Annotated in this window: 18 protein-coding genes, 2 pseudogenes and 1 CRISPR repeat array; of the genes and pseudogenes, 9 read left to right on the top strand and 11 right to left on the bottom strand. The window is 40.0% G+C overall.

Annotated elements, in window-relative coordinates; genetic code table 11:
* Positions 1 to 63: 63 nt before the first annotated feature.
* Together AACU33_RS36435 and AACU33_RS36430 are read left to right on the top strand one after the other, a co-directional pair.
* Positions 64 to 270 carry a hypothetical protein gene (locus tag AACU33_RS36435; protein ID WP_339376545.1) on the top strand — a complete coding sequence of 69 codons (207 nt, stop codon included), beginning with the start codon at positions 64 to 66 and terminating at the stop codon, positions 268 to 270.
* A gap of 368 nt (positions 271 to 638) precedes the next feature.
* On the top strand, positions 639 to 1,520 hold the full coding sequence (locus AACU33_RS36430) for a hypothetical protein (protein ID WP_339376544.1): 882 nt from the start codon (positions 639 to 641) through the stop codon (positions 1,518 to 1,520).
* Between the two features lie 1,254 nt (positions 1,521 to 2,774).
* Here AACU33_RS36430 and AACU33_RS36425 read toward each other — a convergent pair.
* A pseudogene (locus tag AACU33_RS36425) lies at positions 2,775 to 3,473 on the bottom strand (ribonucleoside-triphosphate reductase, adenosylcobalamin-dependent); the annotation flags it as partial.
* Between the two features lie 298 nt (positions 3,474 to 3,771).
* Between AACU33_RS36425 and AACU33_RS36420 the strand changes: the two are divergent.
* Together AACU33_RS36420 and AACU33_RS36415 are read left to right on the top strand one after the other, a co-directional pair.
* Complete coding sequence (locus AACU33_RS36420) at positions 3,772 to 4,461, top strand: thermonuclease family protein (RefSeq protein ID WP_096595531.1); 690 nt, start codon at positions 3,772 to 3,774, stop codon at positions 4,459 to 4,461.
* Positions 4,462 to 4,507: 46 nt separating this feature from the next.
* Positions 4,508 to 5,020, top strand: a complete 513-nt coding sequence (locus tag AACU33_RS36415; protein ID WP_339376543.1) for a GIY-YIG nuclease family protein — start codon at positions 4,508 to 4,510, stop codon at positions 5,018 to 5,020.
* Positions 5,021 to 5,096: 76 nt separating this feature from the next.
* Here AACU33_RS36415 and AACU33_RS36410 read toward each other — a convergent pair whose 3' ends face one another.
* The 3 genes from AACU33_RS36410 to parA form a co-directional block, all read right to left on the bottom strand.
* Positions 5,097 to 6,035 carry a ribonuclease HI family protein gene (locus AACU33_RS36410; protein WP_096595529.1) on the bottom strand — a complete coding sequence of 313 codons (939 nt, stop codon included), beginning with the start codon at positions 6,033 to 6,035 and terminating at the stop codon, positions 5,097 to 5,099.
* A gap of 196 nt (positions 6,036 to 6,231) precedes the next feature.
* Positions 6,232 to 6,486, bottom strand: a complete 255-nt coding sequence (locus AACU33_RS36405; protein ID WP_096595528.1) for a hypothetical protein — start codon at positions 6,484 to 6,486, stop codon at positions 6,232 to 6,234.
* Positions 6,487 to 7,119 carry a ParA family partition ATPase gene (parA, locus tag AACU33_RS36400; RefSeq protein ID WP_096595527.1) on the bottom strand — a complete coding sequence of 211 codons (633 nt, stop codon included), beginning with the start codon at positions 7,117 to 7,119 and terminating at the stop codon, positions 6,487 to 6,489.
* 73 nt (positions 7,120 to 7,192) lie between these two features.
* On the opposite strand from parA, the pseudogene AACU33_RS37715 reads away from it, so the two are divergent.
* Positions 7,193 to 7,321: pseudogene (locus tag AACU33_RS37715) on the top strand (ribbon-helix-helix domain-containing protein); the annotation flags it as partial.
* A gap of 162 nt (positions 7,322 to 7,483) precedes the next feature.
* Positions 7,484 to 8,105: direct repeats of the CRISPR family, unit length 36 nt; unit sequence GTTTCCATCCCCTTGCGGGGCAATGTGATCGGCAAG.
* A 634-nt stretch (positions 8,106 to 8,739) separates the two neighbouring features.
* Here the strand turns inward: AACU33_RS37715 and AACU33_RS36395 are convergent.
* Positions 8,740 to 9,006 (bottom strand): hypothetical protein, encoded by a 267-nt coding sequence (locus tag AACU33_RS36395; RefSeq protein WP_096595526.1) that lies wholly within the window; start codon positions 9,004 to 9,006, stop codon positions 8,740 to 8,742.
* A gap of 724 nt (positions 9,007 to 9,730) precedes the next feature.
* On the opposite strand from AACU33_RS36395, the gene AACU33_RS36390 reads away from it, so the two are divergent.
* Positions 9,731 to 9,970, top strand: a complete 240-nt coding sequence (locus AACU33_RS36390; RefSeq protein ID WP_339376542.1) for a hypothetical protein — start codon at positions 9,731 to 9,733, stop codon at positions 9,968 to 9,970.
* A 138-nt stretch (positions 9,971 to 10,108) separates the two neighbouring features.
* Here AACU33_RS36390 and AACU33_RS36385 read toward each other — a convergent pair whose 3' ends face one another.
* On the bottom strand, positions 10,109 to 10,270 hold the full coding sequence (locus tag AACU33_RS36385; protein WP_339376541.1) for a hypothetical protein: 162 nt from the start codon (positions 10,268 to 10,270) through the stop codon (positions 10,109 to 10,111).
* Positions 10,271 to 10,440: 170 nt separating this feature from the next.
* On the opposite strand from AACU33_RS36385, the gene AACU33_RS36380 reads away from it, so the two are divergent.
* Complete coding sequence (locus tag AACU33_RS36380; protein WP_096595522.1) at positions 10,441 to 12,294, top strand: protelomerase family protein; 1,854 nt, start codon at positions 10,441 to 10,443, stop codon at positions 12,292 to 12,294.
* 211 nt (positions 12,295 to 12,505) lie between these two features.
* On the opposite strand, the gene AACU33_RS36375 is transcribed toward AACU33_RS36380, so the two are convergent.
* Complete coding sequence (locus AACU33_RS36375) at positions 12,506 to 13,105, bottom strand: hypothetical protein (protein ID WP_096595521.1); 600 nt, start codon at positions 13,103 to 13,105, stop codon at positions 12,506 to 12,508.
* A 290-nt stretch (positions 13,106 to 13,395) separates the two neighbouring features.
* Entirely contained in the window at positions 13,396 to 13,530 is a 135-nt protein-coding gene (locus AACU33_RS36370; protein WP_339376540.1) for a hypothetical protein, read from the bottom strand.
* A gap of 69 nt (positions 13,531 to 13,599) precedes the next feature.
* Between AACU33_RS36370 and AACU33_RS36365 the strand changes: the two genes are divergently transcribed.
* Positions 13,600 to 13,875: a hypothetical protein gene (locus AACU33_RS36365; protein ID WP_096595520.1), complete on the top strand. Its 276-nt coding sequence runs from the start codon at positions 13,600 to 13,602 to the stop codon at positions 13,873 to 13,875.
* Between the two features lie 61 nt (positions 13,876 to 13,936).
* Here the strand turns inward: AACU33_RS36365 and AACU33_RS36360 are convergent, their stop codons facing one another.
* From AACU33_RS36360 to AACU33_RS36350, 3 genes are all read right to left on the bottom strand, one after another.
* On the bottom strand, positions 13,937 to 14,200 hold the full coding sequence (locus tag AACU33_RS36360) for a hypothetical protein (protein ID WP_096595519.1): 264 nt from the start codon (positions 14,198 to 14,200) through the stop codon (positions 13,937 to 13,939).
* A 94-nt stretch (positions 14,201 to 14,294) separates the two neighbouring features.
* Positions 14,295 to 14,417, bottom strand: coding sequence for a hypothetical protein (locus AACU33_RS36355; protein WP_339376539.1), 123 nt, complete (start codon positions 14,415 to 14,417; stop codon positions 14,295 to 14,297).
* Positions 14,418 to 14,476: 59 nt separating this feature from the next.
* The gene (locus AACU33_RS36350; RefSeq protein ID WP_096595518.1) at positions 14,477 to 15,052 is read right to left on the bottom strand and encodes a hypothetical protein; all 576 of its coding nucleotides are present in this window, start codon (positions 15,050 to 15,052) and stop codon (positions 14,477 to 14,479) included.
* A 928-nt stretch (positions 15,053 to 15,980) separates the two neighbouring features.
* Between AACU33_RS36350 and AACU33_RS36345 the strand changes: the two genes are divergently transcribed.
* Positions 15,981 to 16,409 carry a hypothetical protein gene (locus tag AACU33_RS36345; RefSeq protein WP_339376538.1) on the top strand — a complete coding sequence of 143 codons (429 nt, stop codon included), beginning with the start codon at positions 15,981 to 15,983 and terminating at the stop codon, positions 16,407 to 16,409.
* Positions 16,410 to 16,934 lie beyond the last annotated feature (525 nt).

The following is a 16,934-nucleotide window of genomic DNA, read 5'->3' as shown; positions in this document are numbered from 1 at the left end:
GTAAGAAACTATAGTAATTAATTTCTTACCAAGGGTTGTCATAATCCTTGTATAGCAAAGTTCTTGAGAGGCAATGTTGAGCAGGCGTATTTCTCAGCATTGGCTTTTAAGAAAAAGCGATCGCACTTTTTGAAGAATACGATCGCATTTATGATTCAAGGTGTACATCTCATGCCACCTTTAGGATGCCCTTCTAGGGGCTTAAAATCACTAGGCAATACAATTCATCCTGTGGATGGAATGCCCCTAGAATCAGCCTTTATTGATTAGCTGCCATGCAGCAGCAAATATGCGTTGTTCACTTGCATCCTGGGGTTTCCAGAATATCGGCTGCTTGCCCTTAATAGTGAATCGTTGTCTAAAGAGTTTGGGGTCTTTCAGTAAGTAAGCGTAGCTCCCGTTTTCACCGTCACAGTCATATAGATTGGCATAACCAAAATGCTCAATACCATGTCTTAATAAATCCACAAGACATCAATCTGACAGGATTGAACCAATTAGAGCGATAGAAAGTTGAATCAAAGTGACATAACCACTGGCTAGCTGCAAACTAACCAGTGGTTCAAAGCTATTGTAAGGATACAGCCATACAATTGATACATGGCTTTTCAACTGGGAACATTAGGGATTTTATCAAAATGTCTACCGAACAAGCAGAAATAGAACAGCCAACAGAAACCAAACAGGAAACACCCACAGGGATATTTCAAGCAGTTGGCATTGTGACTGGCGATGTCACTTTCATTAAGGATGATGAAAGAAATAAATATATTGCAAATATCACAATAGGGCAGTACCAATACAACCTATTACCCCTTGGCTCATCACGGAGCAAATTAGCATCTTTTAATGGGTTAAGAAAAGAAATAGAATCTACAGGTATTAGTAGACAGAAATTGATTGTTTATCCTAAAGTTACCCACTATCCAGGCAGGGAACAGCAACACAGAATAGCATTTCAATTGGTTGCATTCGAGCCAATAAATGTAGAGAATTCAATCTCAAAAGAATTGAATGAATTTGAATTTAAGTTATCAGGGTTATGGCAGTTTATTCCAGTTTGTAGAACACCATGCATAACTGTAATGAAGAATTTTAGTGATGAACGGCTGGAGTATATTAAGCAGGCTGAACTAGCATCAAAGGTTAACTTTATGAAAGCTAGCCATATTCCTTTGATATGGAAAGATACACCTGTAAAACCTTTTAGATTCAATCCAAAGCTAGAAAAGGAACAGCAGGGTAAAGCAATGTTTGTGTCAATCAAAGCTCGATTCATTCCAGGTAAAGATATGTTTGGCTTTGATTCGTTGCTAGGTATGCCACAGGATGAACCGCCAAAGTACTTGAAAGCTGGCAAGAAAGATAAGGCTGAAGTGCTTAAGAGTAAGTTAGCCAGGAAACGACAAAATACTGGCAACGTAACGATTAAGCCGAAAGTTATTGAGAAAAATCAGAACCAAACAGGAATAAGTTCGGCGGCAGTAGTTGAAAAGCCGAAACTAAAACCTAAAAGCTAAAGGCTAGCTTGATCAGCGAGAACGCTATAACCCTATCAGCCTTAAGTGGTTGGTAGGTTTTTTTTCAGTGTGAATTGTCGTTTATTTAATCCCCTTGCGGGGCAATGTGTTTGGAAAGTCTCGCGGATCGTGTAGATACGCTCGGCGGAAGCGTGTTTCCATCCCCTTTCGGGGCGATGTGATCGGAAAGGAAAACCAGAAGCTATGTTTATAACCATAGGGTTTCCATCCCCGTTAGGGGTAGTTGTTTAGGAAAGTCAACCTATTCCACAAGCAAACAAGCTGGATCTACTGGTTTCCATCCCCGTAAGGGGTAGTTGTTTAGGAAAGAAGTATAAATGATACATTCCCTATGATTATTTTTTGTTTCCATCCCCGTAAGGGGTAGTTGTTTAGGAAAGTGACTATAACTTGCTGGTTAACCCCCAGAATAATATGTTTCCATCCCCGTTAGGGGAAGTGGTTATGGAAAGCTTCCGAGGAGAATTCGGATTCGACTTCTTCACCTTGTTTCCATCCCCTTGCGGGGCAATGTGATCGGAAAGAGTTCACTTTTAGAAATCTTACTGAGCAAGGATTTCAGATACCCAATTCGACACCACTTTTATTAGTGTCAACAAGTACTGAAAATTGTCAATAAATTTAACTGTTCACAGCTTGGAAACTTTACTGTGTAAGCAATCGACACCAGTCAACGAAGTTATGCGGTTTTCAAGGTTCGGGCTAGTGGTGTCGATGGAATGCAACACACTAGGGTAAAGGGTAAAAGATGCTACTTAAAACTGTCAACTGTTGGACAGAAAAGTTAATGCTTGTGGAGGAGATGTCGGGAAATATAATTATCCCGACATCGAAGCAAAACCTCTTCAGGTAAGCAGTTCTGGAATTTTTTAAGCCGCTAATGCTAGTTAGAGACTTAAAAAATGCTACCGAGAGCAGTTTTGCTCTCGTAGTGAATTTGCTACCAAGTACTTTTAATTACATTAATAACTGGATCAGAATTCCAATTATTGTAGCTATAACAGCAACTATTGGGTGCCAAAATCGGCATTTCTGCCTGAACTGCCAAAGCCAAGAATTCTTTTTACTGATGGGTTTTAAAACTTTTGTATTCAGTGATTCCCCTACGGTTGTTCGTTGTGTCTCCAGTGGTTTACTCTGTGAATGGGATTGGATATTAGATGGCGATTCCTGTCTCATCTTTTGTTCACATCCTTCTAGTTTGTCTAACTTAGAGTCAGCCTGGTGGTTTCTCAGGCTCTCAGGCTGACTCTGGTTGTTTATTAGCATTACAGTTTCTCTGGCTTGGCGAATATCACTAATATCAACAAATACCTGAAGTTCTCCACTAAATCTCTCATCTGTAGAAAGTTCTAATAGGGTTTGATATGATTCCACCCAACTTTCGCGGCTATCGCCAACGTGGATAGTAACTTGATTACCCTTTATAGAAATTTCCGTATACTCCCGAAGCTGTTCTTTGGGAGTAGCACTAATTTCACCCTGTACATTTATATTCAGGAGATTGCGGATTGGGGGTAGTTGATTAATATATCTTGGTTCAATGGTGGCTCCAGTACCACAACCCCTCATAGCTAAATCCATCATTAACCCAAAGGCTTTCCAGTCTTGCAGGTTGGTGGAAGTGCAATTGTAAGCCCCAGAAAAGTTTTTCGGCTTGGCTATCCAATCTGTGCCACCAACCCATAACCAGCGCCCACTGGGTAAGGCTTTCATCTGATGCTGCATCTTGTCTAAGATGGCTGCTTCTTCATGGCTGAGTTTCCCCAGTTTGACTAAGCCAACAAGTATGCGATCGCATACTTCATCCCAAGTTTCTTTCAAACCAGCCGGATTGCGGCGGCTATAAGTCCTGAAAAATACAGGATTAGCTGCGGGGGCAGTTTCCGGAAACTTTGCACTCTGGCGTTTTCTTTCAAGCTCTCGAACCATAAATCCAGTCTTGTTGCGTGCTGACAGATTAAGACTATAGACCAAGTAGATTTAGGATGAAAGATTGTCAAAAAGCACAACTTGCGCTTGGTTTACAACAGTACAAAGTGCAACATGAATATCAGATAGTAAAAAATCTGCGACAGATAGCAGTAAAAAAGGGATTGTAAGGTATTCGGGCGTTCTGCCAATGCTTTCACCTGCAACTGTGCTAGTCGTCTAATTGATCTATATCACGGACGGTTAAAGCGATAACAAGTTAATTTTATTACCAGCTAATACATTTATTCACTTAACCATGAATAAGACTGCCGTCCTTGCAATAGCCGCAATGCTTATCTCTGGGCTTCCATCCGTGGCTCAAACCAACTTACCTGCTATGACCGTAGTTAGTGTTGGAGATGGCGATACATTACGCGCACGGAACCAGCAAGGACAAGCCGTAACTATCCGGTTAGCGTGTATCGATGCTCCCGAACTAAAACAACAACCTTGGGGGCAGCAGTCAGCAGCCCGACTCAAGCAATTACTGCCAGCAGGTCAGTCCATCAAAGTCAGGCAAGTTGACCGAGACAAATACAAGCGAGTTGTGGCTGAGGTTTATGTAGGCGATCGCTCTATTAATCTCAATATGGTTCAGGAAGGGCAGGCAGTAGTTTACAGGCAGTATTTAAAAGGATGTGCCAGCACTAAAGACCAATTTCTCAAGGCTGAAGCTACTGCCAAACAGCAAAACCTAGGCTTCTGGAACCAAACCAAGCCAGTTATGCCTTGGATTTTTAGGCAAGGCAAGGGGACTACTACTCAACCAGTAGTGTCCCAGCCACAGCAACAGCAACAATGCGATCCTTCATATCCTGACTTCTGTCTTTCACCTAATTCGCCGGATTTAGATTGCAAAGATATTCCGTATCGTCGATTCAGAGTCAACCAACCTGATCCACATAAATTTGATAGAGATAAGGACGGCATAGGATGCGAGCGATAAAGCTTAGATGGGTAGACAATGCTGGTATTTCACTAAGGGCGGTAACATGAGCTATATCTATTTAATTGAGTGTGAAACAGAGAGCAGTGAAATTGTAACTAAAATAGGAGTGTCAACAGCACCAGAGCGTAGAATTATACAATGGCTAGACCTCATACAAATATCTTATTTAAAATTTCAAAACATCACATATAACGATATTTACACAAATCCCAGCAATCAACACATAGAAAAGTACAACATTTCAGATATTAAGCAGCATATAGTCAAGCAGGTAGATGAAAATTTTAAAATATTTCAATTAGACTCATGTGGAAGCGCAGAATATCTTGAGAGACATCTACACGAATATCTACTTACTAATAAGAAAAGACCTATTCTATATTTTGGCAATATAAAAGAATGTCCGATAAGTATATCAAAAGAATTTTACCAGCTAAAAATAGATGAAGTTGTGAGAGTGATGAAAAATAAAAATCGATTATTACCCGTAAAATTCAAGAAAAACACCGAATGCTACACAAAATATTTATCAAGAAAAGCAAAAAGAGAATTATAAATATCTAATCATAAATACGGGTAACACCCTGTTGAAAAATCTTAACTATCTATTATGTCAGCCAATATTGTAACGCTCAAATGACATTACCAGAATCGCAGTCTAAACAGGTAACTCTTCCTATAAAGGAGTCTCGTTTAACAAGTTCAGACCACTCTCGACCGCAGTTAAGACAAAAGTAAGAAACGGTTTCGGTTTGTTGTTCTCTGGAGCTTGGAATGCTTGCAGGTGAACTATTAAACGAATTACGTGCTTCCAAATCCACACGCGCCTTCCTTAATGCAAACTGTACGGGAAGTCCACGCAAGTACCAACGATAACAAATACCTAAAAACTCTTCATCTTCTCCCTCTTTGAGTTGAGATGCGAGCGCTTCCTTCACTTCTTCAGGAAGCAATTTCACTAAAGCGGTTAGACGCTTTGAGCTAAATTCATCCCGTCCTGATTTAATGTTGAGGTAATCGTACAACTGTGCATTTTCGCCCTTTGTAAGCAACTTCTGGATTTGCTCTTCTAAACCTTTTCGAGGAGATACTATAGGCAATTCCGCAGGAAAATTATCACGTAGCACTAACGTTTGATGCTGTATAGGTAATAAAGCTGAACCTGCAACTGCGTCTGCTTGCTCGTTTTCATGGCGGGGAATCCATTTAACGACATAAAAATCAAATTGATGTAGCAGGCTAAGTGCTTGCTTGTGAAGTAGTTGTAAGCTTTCTGACCTCACCTGATAATAGCCATTAATTTGGTTAACAACTAGTTGAGAATCACCTTTAATAGAAACACCCTTATAACCTAGTTCTAAAGCCTTTTCACAACCAATTATTAACCCAGAGTATTCAGCATAGTTATTAGTTTGCCAACCTAAAGCTTTACTTATGTTAATGGACTCTCCATCAGGACTCTCAAGAACTGCTCCACAAGCAGCTTCACCTGGATTAGTTAGTTGAGTAGCACCATCAAAATAAATTCGGCAGAAGTGTTCATCATCAACGTGCTTCTTTCTTTTATTCATAGTTTTATAAAAATTTTATTTAATAGCGGTTTAATTCAAATTACAAAAGAGTTTATAAGTAATTGTCAACTAGTTAACTGGACAATTGGACAAAATACCAAACTAAGCTATGAAAATTTTATTTGTTGACTTAGACCCCAGATTCCGCAGGTGAGATCGCCTCCCTCCTCACTTCAGTATTTCTGTAAATACGTTTTTACTGTTTAGTTCCATAGTGCTGCTCTAGCAAGTCTCGCAACAGATCAGCCATTGTTACCCCTGCATCCACTGCTTGACGTTTAATTGCTTTGTGCAGTGATTCAGGGATATCCAAGGTTAAACGCTTCATCTTTTCAGGTTGCGCTTGCTCCGGTTGGGATACTAAAGACTCGCGATCGCTAACCCATTGCTCTAAATCTACAGATTCTCGTGCTTCAGGTTTTTTACCAAAATTCACCTTCTTCGCTGACATCTATTCAACCCCCAGCTTCAACAACTCATTAACTAGCGCTTTCACTTCCTTGGCAGCAGAACCATTCTTGTCAACTTCAAGAACCGTATTACCTGTTGCTGCCGATTCTGCAAACACAACTCGCTGGCTGATAGCTGACTTCAATACTGAAAAGGGGTACTGCTCAAGTGCTTCAACTACATCCCGTCCAATTGCCGTATTTACTATTTTACGATTAATTACAAATACGGCTTTAATGTTTTCTTTAAATACAGAAGCTTCTTTGATGAGTTTGATAACTTCATCTGCTGCCCAGATATCATAAGGGCTGGGCTGAATGGGAATCACAACCACATCTGCGGCAATAATTGCACTTCGCGCTAAATCAGAGACTCGCGGTGGCCCGTCTATCACTACATCGTCATAATCTTTAGCCAGGGCTGGTAAATCACGGTGAATGGTAGGGCGGTCTAATCCTACTACTGGAAATGGCGGTTTTTCTCCCCGTGCCGCTGCCCAATCTCTTGATGAACCTTGCGGATCTGCATCCACCAGCAATACACTATGACCTTTCAACACCAGCCCATGACTGATGTGAATTGCCAACGTTGTCTTGCCCACGCCCCCTTTTTGGTTCTGTACTGAAATAATCATTTCTGTAAATAAAGGAAATCGTGTTTATACATTTACAGAAAATTAGTCTTTTGACTAGGGGGCGGTCGCCGGACATTTTGACCCAGCAGTATTAAAACAATTGAGACAACTGGTTTTGGAGCAAGATACAACTGTACAAGCCTTACTCGCTGAGGCTCTAAATGATTTATTTGAGAAATATAGTAAGAAACCTATTGCTTAGGCGATCGGCTGAATGTGATGAACTGTGATTGCCTCTGGCACTGCGCTCCACGCGATCGCAATCTGTGAAGCTGGTACTAAGCTTTAGTTTGGTAAATGTGTGCATCCTGTATACAGCTTGTAGACTTGCTGTAGTTGCTCGCTAAGGCATATTTAGTTAAGAGTTCTCATCCCCTTGCGGGGTAATGCGATTGGAAAGTCTTGCGATGATCCAAGCCAAGCGAGACGGTTTCGGGTTTCCATCCCCTTGCGGGGTGATGTGGTCGGAAAGCTTGGGAGGTCGATAAGCTTGTGGCTGAGATTCTCCTGTTTCCATCCCCTTACGGGGCGATGTGATCGGCAAGTTAATGTGATTAATGCCAAGGGAACAATAGAAGAAGTTTCCATCCCCTTGCGGGGCAATGTGATCGGCAAGTTTTGTTTTTGTTTTTGTTTTGATAGGACAAAGCATAGCTGGTTTCCATCCCCTTGCGGGGCAATGTGATCGGCAAGAAGTGCCGGAGCAGCTGCACAAGGTGTGTCCCCAGCGTTTCCATCCCCTTGCGGGGCAATGTGATCGGCAAGCAAATATTCAAGGTGTTTGGAGTGAAGCACGAGTCTCTGGTTTCCATCCCCTTGCGGGGCAATGTGATCGGCAAGCAAATATTCAAGGTGTTTGGAGTGAAGCACGAGTCTCTGGTTTCCATCCCCTTGCGGGGCAATGTGATCGGCAAGGAAAACGCGGTTTCCTAAAGGTTTTGATCTTCAAAGTTTCCATCCCCTTGCGGGGCAATGTGATCGGCAAGAGTTCACTTCTAGAAAGCTTACTGAGCAAAGATTTCAGATACCCAATTCGACACCAGTTTTATTAGTGTCAACAAATACTGAAAATTGTCAATAAATTTAACTCTTCACAGCTTGGAAACTTTACTGTGTAAGCAATCGACACCAGTCAACGAAGTTATGAGGTTTTCAAGGTTCGGCTTAGTGGTGTCGATGAGACTCAACACTTAGGCTTAAAAGTAAAATACAATACTTAAATCTGTCAAGAACTTAATAAATAAGTTAATATTATTACTGCAAATTATTGATACACAGGTGCGACCGCCCAGGAAGTGTTGCGAGGTAATGGCTCTGAAAATAACTCACTACACCCGATTCCAGCATTACGAAGAAATTTTTTTTACTTTTTGCTTACTCGCTTGGAAAGGATGGGAAGTATTCAAAGTGACAATCAAGTCAGCCAAAATTATGAAGATTATCTAAATGGACACTGTATCAACCGCCAAAGATTGATATATCTTGCATTGGTCTAGCCAATACTACATCCCTTTTTTAAGTAGTTGTTAATTCAAATTCAACTTATTACCAAGTTGAAAACGTAGTGATTGAATATTGTAAAGACAGTAATCCATAAGTTTTTGATTATGCCAATTACGTTCAATCATTTTTATTTATTGGAATGAGTTTATAATCAAAGTTTACAAGAAAAAAATCATCTGTCCATCCAAAAAAGATAGCTTCAGAGCCTGGGTCGTCGATTATTTCTTGATCAGCATTATGAACTATCTTTTTTCCTTGATTTTCAGACTTATTTATTTCTAGGTCGTTCTTTGTTTTTGATTGTAACCTGAAGCTATTAGCTATAGCTAAAGTATTTAACAATCTATAAAAAGTGGGGAAGAGCAAAGATATTTCAGAAATCATTCTTTACCTTTTGAAAAATGAGAAGTTGGCAAAAAAAACTTTGGCTAATACACCAATAAATTCAATATATTTCCTGATATCTGAACTATCCACTGTGAGTCTACTAAATATTGAAAATACGAAATTAGAATGAAATTATTAAGTAAAACACTTGATTGATCAGGGTTTTAGTTTCAATAATCTATTTGAAAATTATGTCTTAGTTAATTCTTCATCAACTAATGCCAATTTTTAGCTAAAGATGTACCTATCTTTAGATAGATGATATTTAACACATTTTATGTATAAGTAAGAATTTCCGTTATTATTAGGTTGACAATCTCTGAAAATGATAGGGTCGGCTTTTAGGTTGTGTAGTATTACTCATCCTGTAAGACGAATAGCACTAAGAAAAGCCAACCATTAAACCGCGCCAAAACTCGCCAACGGTGTAGAGTAGGTATAGCTATTTGAAATTTTGGCGAGATTTGGCGCAATGTGGGTGTGAAACTCGCAAGCTATTTCTAGATACATTTTTTTCACATAGACCTATTATTATTTTTTTAGATGACCATCTAATTTGTGTTAGATATCCATCTAATTATTTGTCCATAATTGGCTTTAACAGGCGATCGCCCCTTTGGGAACCATAAGAAAATTACTGAGGGGTGAGAAATGGAAGCTAAAAGTCAAATCCGATGGAAGAAGATAGCATTGCCAATTGTGTTAGGGGTTATTGCTAGTTGTGCTGTGGCAACTGCATTTCGGTACTGGCAGGCAAAGACAGAAGGCTGGTGTATCAGGTATTACCCAGATGGGAAGAAAGAAGTCTTGTATGGGAATGAATGCCAAAGCAAGTGAGTTATGCGATCGCTCTATCGCTCATCAAAATTTTCAACTCTTGGTAGAATTGCCGTCTACGCTTTTGAATAAACCTGTAGTGCTGGTACTTTGCCCAGCAGTGCCTAACAATTGGCGCAATTAATATAGTGAGTGCGTTAACCAAAATCAAAATTGCAACGAGCAAGGCGATTACAAAAGATTCGGATTTCATAACCCTTAGGGTGAATTGGTAAAACGAAATTTTAAATGGGCTAGGGTTATCCCTAGCCTTTGGTTTTTTTTAGAACGGTGTTACACCAGATTCATTCACTTTGTCGAGGTAGCCTTTGAAGTAATCACCTTCATAGGTCTTTGGCGAAAGACCGATCGCCGCATCAAATTGTCCGTCGTAGTAGTCGTTGCTAAGTTGAGATTGCTGAGGTTTTGCGATTGTGAGTAACATACAGACATCCTTATTTTTAAGCCGCGGGTTAGTAGCCCGCTTTTTCTGTGGTTTGTTCAACCTGTTATCAATATAATCTAACAGGTTATAGCTCCTCAATAACTGTTATTGACTTTTTCTAACAAGTTAGCTAGAGTGATAACAGCTTAGAAATAAGGGGAGCAGGTGAGATGTCTAAAGCAGTTCAAGAGCAAGTAAATCAACTGTTTGAAGCGGTAAAAGACCTAAAAAGCCTCGATGAAATCAAACCGTACTGCGAAAGCTTTAACGAATGGCTAAACACCAGCACTAACTACAGTAAAGCCAGCCTAGGCACTGTGTTGAGTCGTGCTGGCTTCTACAAGAAATTTAAATCATTGCCATTAGAGCAAGGTAAAAATGCTGAGTCTGTATCCAAGCATGATGCACAGGGCAATGTAACAGGTTACGAGTTAAAGCACTATGCTTTGTTACTATGTGGCTTGGATAAGAAAGATTGGGAAGAGAGAAACGAGACTACACGAGTAAGCGATCGCCTGATGACTGCTGATGAAGATGGCAATACAGGGATTGAAATTAACCCAGAAGAGTATTTAGAAGTTACTGGCAGCTTGTTAGCTAGCGATAACCCTCATGAGTTAGCAGTAGGTTTGATTGCCTCAACTGGACGCCGCCCACATGAAATTTTAGCCAGAGGTAAGTTTACCGCAGTTGAAGAGGAATCTTACCAACTAATGTTTGAGGGACAAGGTAAAAAACGCGGTGAAAAGCCAGTTTTCAAAATTTCTACGTTGTTTCCTGCTTCCTACGTCATCGAACGTTTTTACCACTTACGGAAGGATGCCAGCATTAAGGAACTGCTCAAGCAGGTTTCTAATGAGTTCCCCCGTGATGTGGCTGCACAGAATAAAGCCATTGAAGACAGACGCGGCAATTCACTAAGACGAGTAGTTCAAGAGTACTACGGTGGTAAGGACAGCAAGGAACCGCTTTTAAACTTCCGTCATGGTCAAGACCAAAATGACTGTAAGGCATTACGGGCCGCCTGTGCTTGTTTAGTGACAGAGCGCGATCGCCCTGGCTCAGTTGGCTCAAAAATGTTTTTCTACGCTACATTTCTCGGACACATCACCCCAGGTGAAAAACTGTCAGACCGAGAATTAAGCCACATTGTCACCAGCTTGGGTTATGCCGATTATTACGTTACTAAGCCCGTAGGGTTCCCAGATGCACCAGAGAAAGAGCGCGATTGCAATATTAAAGCTACTCTTCCCGATTGGGAATTTGTCAAACAGTTACAAGAAGATTTAGAACTTCCTAACCAAAAGGCAGTAACAGCCAAGTTGGTTGAGCGTTACAAAAACTCTGAATCAATAGCCCAGCAATTAAAAGAGGCACAGCAAGAAGTCGCACAGCTAAAAGCAAAAGTTAAGCAGTTAGAAGAATTTAATAACCAGTTACAAGCTACTAATAACCAACTACAACAGGAGAACGCCGCAATGGAAACCACTACACAGGAACCCAAGACAGTTACCCTCAACATTACAGAGTTAGAAGCTTGGCTAGAAAAGAAAGTTGTTGAGGTAGTAGGTAAAGTAGCTGGTAGTGTGGCGATACCCGCTATTACTGCCACACCTGTTAAAGTTGCACCGCCCAAGGAAGAAATTGACTGGCAAACCAAGACTGATGCTGAGGTATGGGGTAGTAAAGCACCGGGAGCATCTTTAGAAAAAATCCGTAGGTCATATCAAGCAATCTGTCTCTACAACGATACTGTTGCAACTGGGGATGGCGATCGGCTAGCTATTACTAACCAAGCACTCAGAGATTTATCAGGCTGTAATGGCTTGCTGGTACGTGATTGGATTGACCAGCATAAGGATGAAGTGATTAGCCACAATACCAAGTATGGGATGGAGAACAAGAAAGACCCTTCTAACCCTGCTAGCTATGCCAACAAAGGGAAGGACACAGACAAAATTCTGTCACTAGTAAATGAAGAGTTCCTTAGTGGAGAAGGCTACCGCAAGGCTAAATCTGAGTAGTCAATTAAAAGAATCTAATTGCACCATTACACAATAAAAGCCTTGTATTTGAAGCAATCAAGGCTTTTATTCTTCTATTTAATTAATTTATAGAGAATTTTGGTGAATCTCACTATTGCAACTGGGCTTGGTAGCTGAATAAGTTCTAGTTTTCAGCCAATTTTGACGATCCTTATGACTTAATTCAGTTTTATAACCGACTCTAACTTGCTTAGACTGTACAAAGCTTGGGTTTTCCGTAGTCTCTTGTTTGTCTTTCACAGAAGTCTTTTGCTCCTGCAACAGTAAATCTAAAAGCATGACCATCTTCTCCCGGTGCGATTGAAACCCACCCTAGAGATTCCATTTCTACTATATCCCGATAATATGATATTGCATCTTCCGTTGAGTCAAGATAAATTAATTCGCCAGTCTCACTAGGAGTACAGTACCTAAAAGCGACCTGTACAGCGTACCAAATAAGCCATCTACCTAAAGGTGATACTAATCTTTCGTCTTCTGGTATAGCTTCTAAATGTAAAATTTCTAACAAATAAGGCTGATCGCTATCTTCATCTGTGTAAACTGCGTATCTAATTAGACCTTGGAGTAAATTGTCACAAGTAATTTTAATAATATTTTGATACTCAAAGTCTGTTTTATGCCATAGTTCTTGCCATTCAAATTCCCATAATCCAGACTCTGGCATATCATTTTGTTTAGCCAACTCAAGTTTAGCTGAGGTGGAAAGACCATAACGTGGTTCTATAACGTTGACGATATAATTTCCGATAAAATGCATTTGTTTATTAATTAATATTTTTATTGTCATATACGGTAACTCTTCTTACTTAGCTAAATGTGGGCTTTTTGTAGTTGATTGGACAAACGTTCTTGCAAAAGGATTAAGCATCCCTCTGTATAATTCCTATGTGGTCAATTGGATGCTGTTGATAAAGCCAATTGACTTTAAGAGCCTCTACCAATCACCTCAAAAGTTGCTGAAAACGGTTTACTAACGTACTACTATTAATAATTCCATCTGCTACAGCGAAAAAATTTGATATCGGTGTTTGAACGACTTCCTAGACCTTCATCGCCCCACTATCGCCCCTCTCCTCATCACCCAACATCACCTTTACTCCACTCAATCATCACGCGAGTGGGCTTAATTTTGGCATTTAAGCCACTGCTAGCATTTCTCTTGTAGATTTCCCTGACTTTGCAGTAGCGCCACAGAAAGGAGCGATCGCCCATAACCTGCTATAATCTCTATGTCAATCGACGCAACGCAACGCACCTCATCAAAATTTATGTGAGTGCGTTATGAACTCTATTTCACAAGCAACCGTAATAATTCATCGCGAGTTAGAAAATGCTAACTCTTGGCTAACTTCTGCTGATTTAGAAGAGACTACTGGATACAGTCGAGCTACCGTAGTACGCAGGCTAAATATCTTGATGCAGGAAGGAATTGTTGTGTGTCAAATCGTTCGACCACATTGGTTTTACAAACTTGCAGACGAGCCAAGCAATATTCAATTGCTTAATCAATTGAAATCTATACAGACCACTGAAGAATTGCTGGCGCGAACAACATAGCGATCGCTTTTCATGACAGCAAAACCCCACTGCTGAGGTGGGGTAATTAAAATAAACTAGGCTAGCTTCCAACAGTAGTCAAAAGTACCTCTAGTTGTTGTACAACCCATATATCACTGATATTCTGTGACAACTGGTAATAATAAGCTGGACGCATTTCAAACACCTCCAAAACCTTTTCTCTAGAAAGGTAGCGAACGTGTTTTCTCACTGTGTCCGGCTTGTTTCCTGATATTTCAGCAATGCTATCAGCCGTCAACCAGTTAGGCGATTCCTTGATAGCGAGATATGTCTTTAATAGTCGAGGTGTCACTAATTTGGTCATGAAATTTCCTGAAAAAGTAATTCCATGCCATGCCATGCCTTGCCAAGAGTAACATCCGGATATGCCTAGCTTTGTAGACTTAATGCGAATGTTTTTAGGTCTGGATTAAACCAGGAAGTAACATCTTACCACACATACCAGCGATCACCCCTGTTACCGCCACGCTTGCCAAAGTTGCACCCCAGCAATACTGGCAAGCTTTAGCACTCGATTTCATTGAGCATATTCAGCATTTATTCATAGAAATCTGTAATAAATTATCTGTAAATCAAAATTTTAGAACTGTTCTGAAACATTTCCATCTGCATCAATAAAAAAATTATCTTTTATATCATAATCATCATATATACAAACACCAAGTCTATAAAATATTGCACGGAGTGTTTTAGCTTCTGCTGTTAATTCTTTAAAAGTTTTAACTGTATATTTCAAATTTTTAATTTCAAATCCTTTTTTACTTTTATGGAATTTTATTCCATTAGCAGTTTCAAACTCCATAGAGTTAGCATTTAGAGGAAGAAACCATGTAGCGTGTATTATATCGTTTCGTTTTTGAAAAAGAGCTTGAAACCGCGAAAAAATTTGCTTAACTATAGTTTTTTCTTGCTGATCAAGATTTTTAACTTCAGGGATTAATGATGAAAATATTTCACCTAACGGAGATGCTGTCATTCCAGCAAGAAAAATATGACCAATATTGGCATTTTCCAACCCATTCGCTAGAAGCGTTATTGAAATATTCATAGAAATTGCAAAGCAAACTTGCTCAAACTCAATCACGAATTCGCCTATAGCACAGTAGAGATCATTTATTTCTTTTGTATTTTCTTCTTGATGCGCTTTTTGTTCCATAAAAATATTAGTTAAAGCTTATATTTTTTCCAGCCCGTTCCCGCAGCCTCTTGTAGTATTACAGATGTTACAAAGTCTTAAAACCAGTTTTTGATACTCCTGAAGCTGCTATCAAATACTTAGGAAATTTAGCGATATTTAGCACACGCATTTATAATTTTGTACTTATACTTAGAAACGAAAAAAGTTGCCATTTTTTGCCTTTAAAAACGGCTGAAACGTTTGTATAGCAAGCTTTGTGGCGGTCACACCTGTTTTCACAACTTATTAAACCAGATGTGTAAGGTGTGTGACTGATTTTTGGTGATTAAAATAACACACAAGGTTACATAGCTATATCAGGTTTACAGAATTTCAAAACGCTTAAGAAATTTAGCAATATTTAGCACATACATTTATAAAATTGTACTTGTACTTAGAAACGAAAAAAGTTCTCATTTTTTGCCTTTAAAAACGACTAAAACGTTTGTATAGCAAGCTTTATGGCGGTCACACCTGTTTTTACCACTTATTAAACCAGATGTAAACAAGGTGTGACTGATTTTTAGTGATTAAAATAACACACAACGGTGATTAAAACCGCAAGTAACTTTTAAAAACACGCCGGAGTGCTTCAAAGCAAATCTGACAGTCCAGGAAAGTTTTAGAACGTTGCACAAACGTTATAGAGGCGGAAAGCTATTTAGAGGCATCTAGAAGCGTCTGTAGCGCGTGTTGGCGATTATTTCAGAGCTTACTATGTTAAACTTTTCAAACGCTTTAAGGCGATTTTAAGGGCAGTTTAGCAAAGGGCAGTGATTTAAAAATGTTGTGAAACGTTCTGAAGCGATCGCCAACCTTTTGAGCATCCAGGGTCGGGTTTCGCAGTAACGGGGGTTATGCCATAAAATTTTAAAAAAGCATAACCTACTTTAATGTCATGACCGTCATGACCAACATTCAAGAATTGATTGAAAAGCTGCAACAGCTTGAAAAAGAACGAGAGCAACTGCTGAAGACACCGATGTCACCACCAGGTGTTTGGATACATGAGTACACAATCACCCGGCGCTACCCTGGCAGTGGGAACATCGAACATTACGTTTATGCTAAGTGGCAGGCAGACAAGCCAATTTTCAAACGTCATCCTAAGCCAAGGTTGGAAGGGATAGTCAAGAAGGGCAAAGACCGGGAATTTACCTGTCATCAGCACATTGGTAGGGTTGGTAGTTCAACAGGCTTGGGTATGGATGATAAGGTTGAGGATGCTTATGAGGAATGGAACAACCGCAAACGTCTAGAGGCGATCGACCAAGCACTCAAGGAAATTGAAATCGCGCTCACGAAGGTTATGCCGCAAGAAACTAATGAGGCATAACCTTGTTGGAAGCGATCGCCAAAAGTTAACAGAAATGGGGTGTAATTAATGCTGTGCAGAATTGCTGAAGATTCTGGTCAACAGAAATGGGGTGTATAAAAATTTGTCACAGGTAATTATATTGCAGACATGGGGGTGTTGCAAAAGTTGTGTACTTATCAAAGGTATAAAGAAATGGGGTACTAAAAAGTTGTGTAAAATTCGATGGCATAGTGAAATGGGGTGCAAAAGTGGGGTTTATATAAGCTATGGGGTGTAACTTAGGGGTGCTTTAATGTCCCTAGCAAGCACTAAGAATGCGTAATATTAAAATGCTTAGTATAGTTAAAAGACATGGGGTGCAGAGTCAGGGGTGTATTGCAGACATGGGGTGCAGAGTCAGGGGTGTATTGCAGACATGGGGTGCAGACTCAGGGGTGTATTGCAGACATGGGGTGCAGACTCAGGGGTGTATTGCAGACATGGGGTGCAGGCTCAGGGGTATACAACACCCCACTCATCGATGAGTGGGGTGTTGTATACCCC

Origin of the sequence: Calothrix sp. NIES-2098, from assembly GCF_963875125.1 — a bacterium.
GTDB lineage: Bacteria > Cyanobacteriota > Cyanobacteriia > Cyanobacteriales > Nostocaceae > Aulosira.
The sequence above is the reverse complement of the archived record's forward strand: the minus strand, read 5'-3'. Positions and strand labels throughout refer to the sequence as shown.

Coding starts and splice junctions, on each gene's coding strand:
- AACU33_RS36380 (WP_096595522.1), top strand. CDS start 10,441: ATGTCTAAAGCAGTTCAAGAGCAAGTAAATCAACTGTTTGAAGCGGTA.
- AACU33_RS36405 (WP_096595528.1), bottom strand. CDS start 6,486: ATGTCAGCGAAGAAGGTGAATTTTGGTAAAAAACCTGAAGCACGAGAA.
- AACU33_RS36430 (WP_339376544.1), top strand. CDS start 639: ATGTCTACCGAACAAGCAGAAATAGAACAGCCAACAGAAACCAAACAG.
- AACU33_RS36350 (WP_096595518.1), bottom strand. CDS start 15,052: ATGGAACAAAAAGCGCATCAAGAAGAAAATACAAAAGAAATAAATGAT.
- AACU33_RS36345 (WP_339376538.1), top strand. CDS start 15,981: ATGACCAACATTCAAGAATTGATTGAAAAGCTGCAACAGCTTGAAAAA.
- parA (WP_096595527.1), bottom strand. CDS start 7,119: ATGATTATTTCAGTACAGAACCAAAAAGGGGGCGTGGGCAAGACAACG.
- AACU33_RS36410 (WP_096595529.1), bottom strand. CDS start 6,035: ATGAATAAAAGAAAGAAGCACGTTGATGATGAACACTTCTGCCGAATT.
- AACU33_RS36375 (WP_096595521.1), bottom strand. CDS start 13,105: ATGACAATAAAAATATTAATTAATAAACAAATGCATTTTATCGGAAAT.
- AACU33_RS36355 (WP_339376539.1), bottom strand. CDS start 14,417: ATGAAATCGAGTGCTAAAGCTTGCCAGTATTGCTGGGGTGCAACTTTG.
- AACU33_RS36395 (WP_096595526.1), bottom strand. CDS start 9,006: ATGATTTCTGAAATATCTTTGCTCTTCCCCACTTTTTATAGATTGTTA.
- AACU33_RS36385 (WP_339376541.1), bottom strand. CDS start 10,270: ATGTTACTCACAATCGCAAAACCTCAGCAATCTCAACTTAGCAACGAC.
- AACU33_RS36415 (WP_339376543.1), top strand. CDS start 4,508: ATGAGCTATATCTATTTAATTGAGTGTGAAACAGAGAGCAGTGAAATT.
- AACU33_RS36360 (WP_096595519.1), bottom strand. CDS start 14,200: ATGACCAAATTAGTGACACCTCGACTATTAAAGACATATCTCGCTATC.
- AACU33_RS36370 (WP_339376540.1), bottom strand. CDS start 13,530: ATGGGCGATCGCTCCTTTCTGTGGCGCTACTGCAAAGTCAGGGAAATC.
- AACU33_RS36420 (WP_096595531.1), top strand. CDS start 3,772: ATGAATAAGACTGCCGTCCTTGCAATAGCCGCAATGCTTATCTCTGGG.
- AACU33_RS36365 (WP_096595520.1), top strand. CDS start 13,600: ATGAACTCTATTTCACAAGCAACCGTAATAATTCATCGCGAGTTAGAA.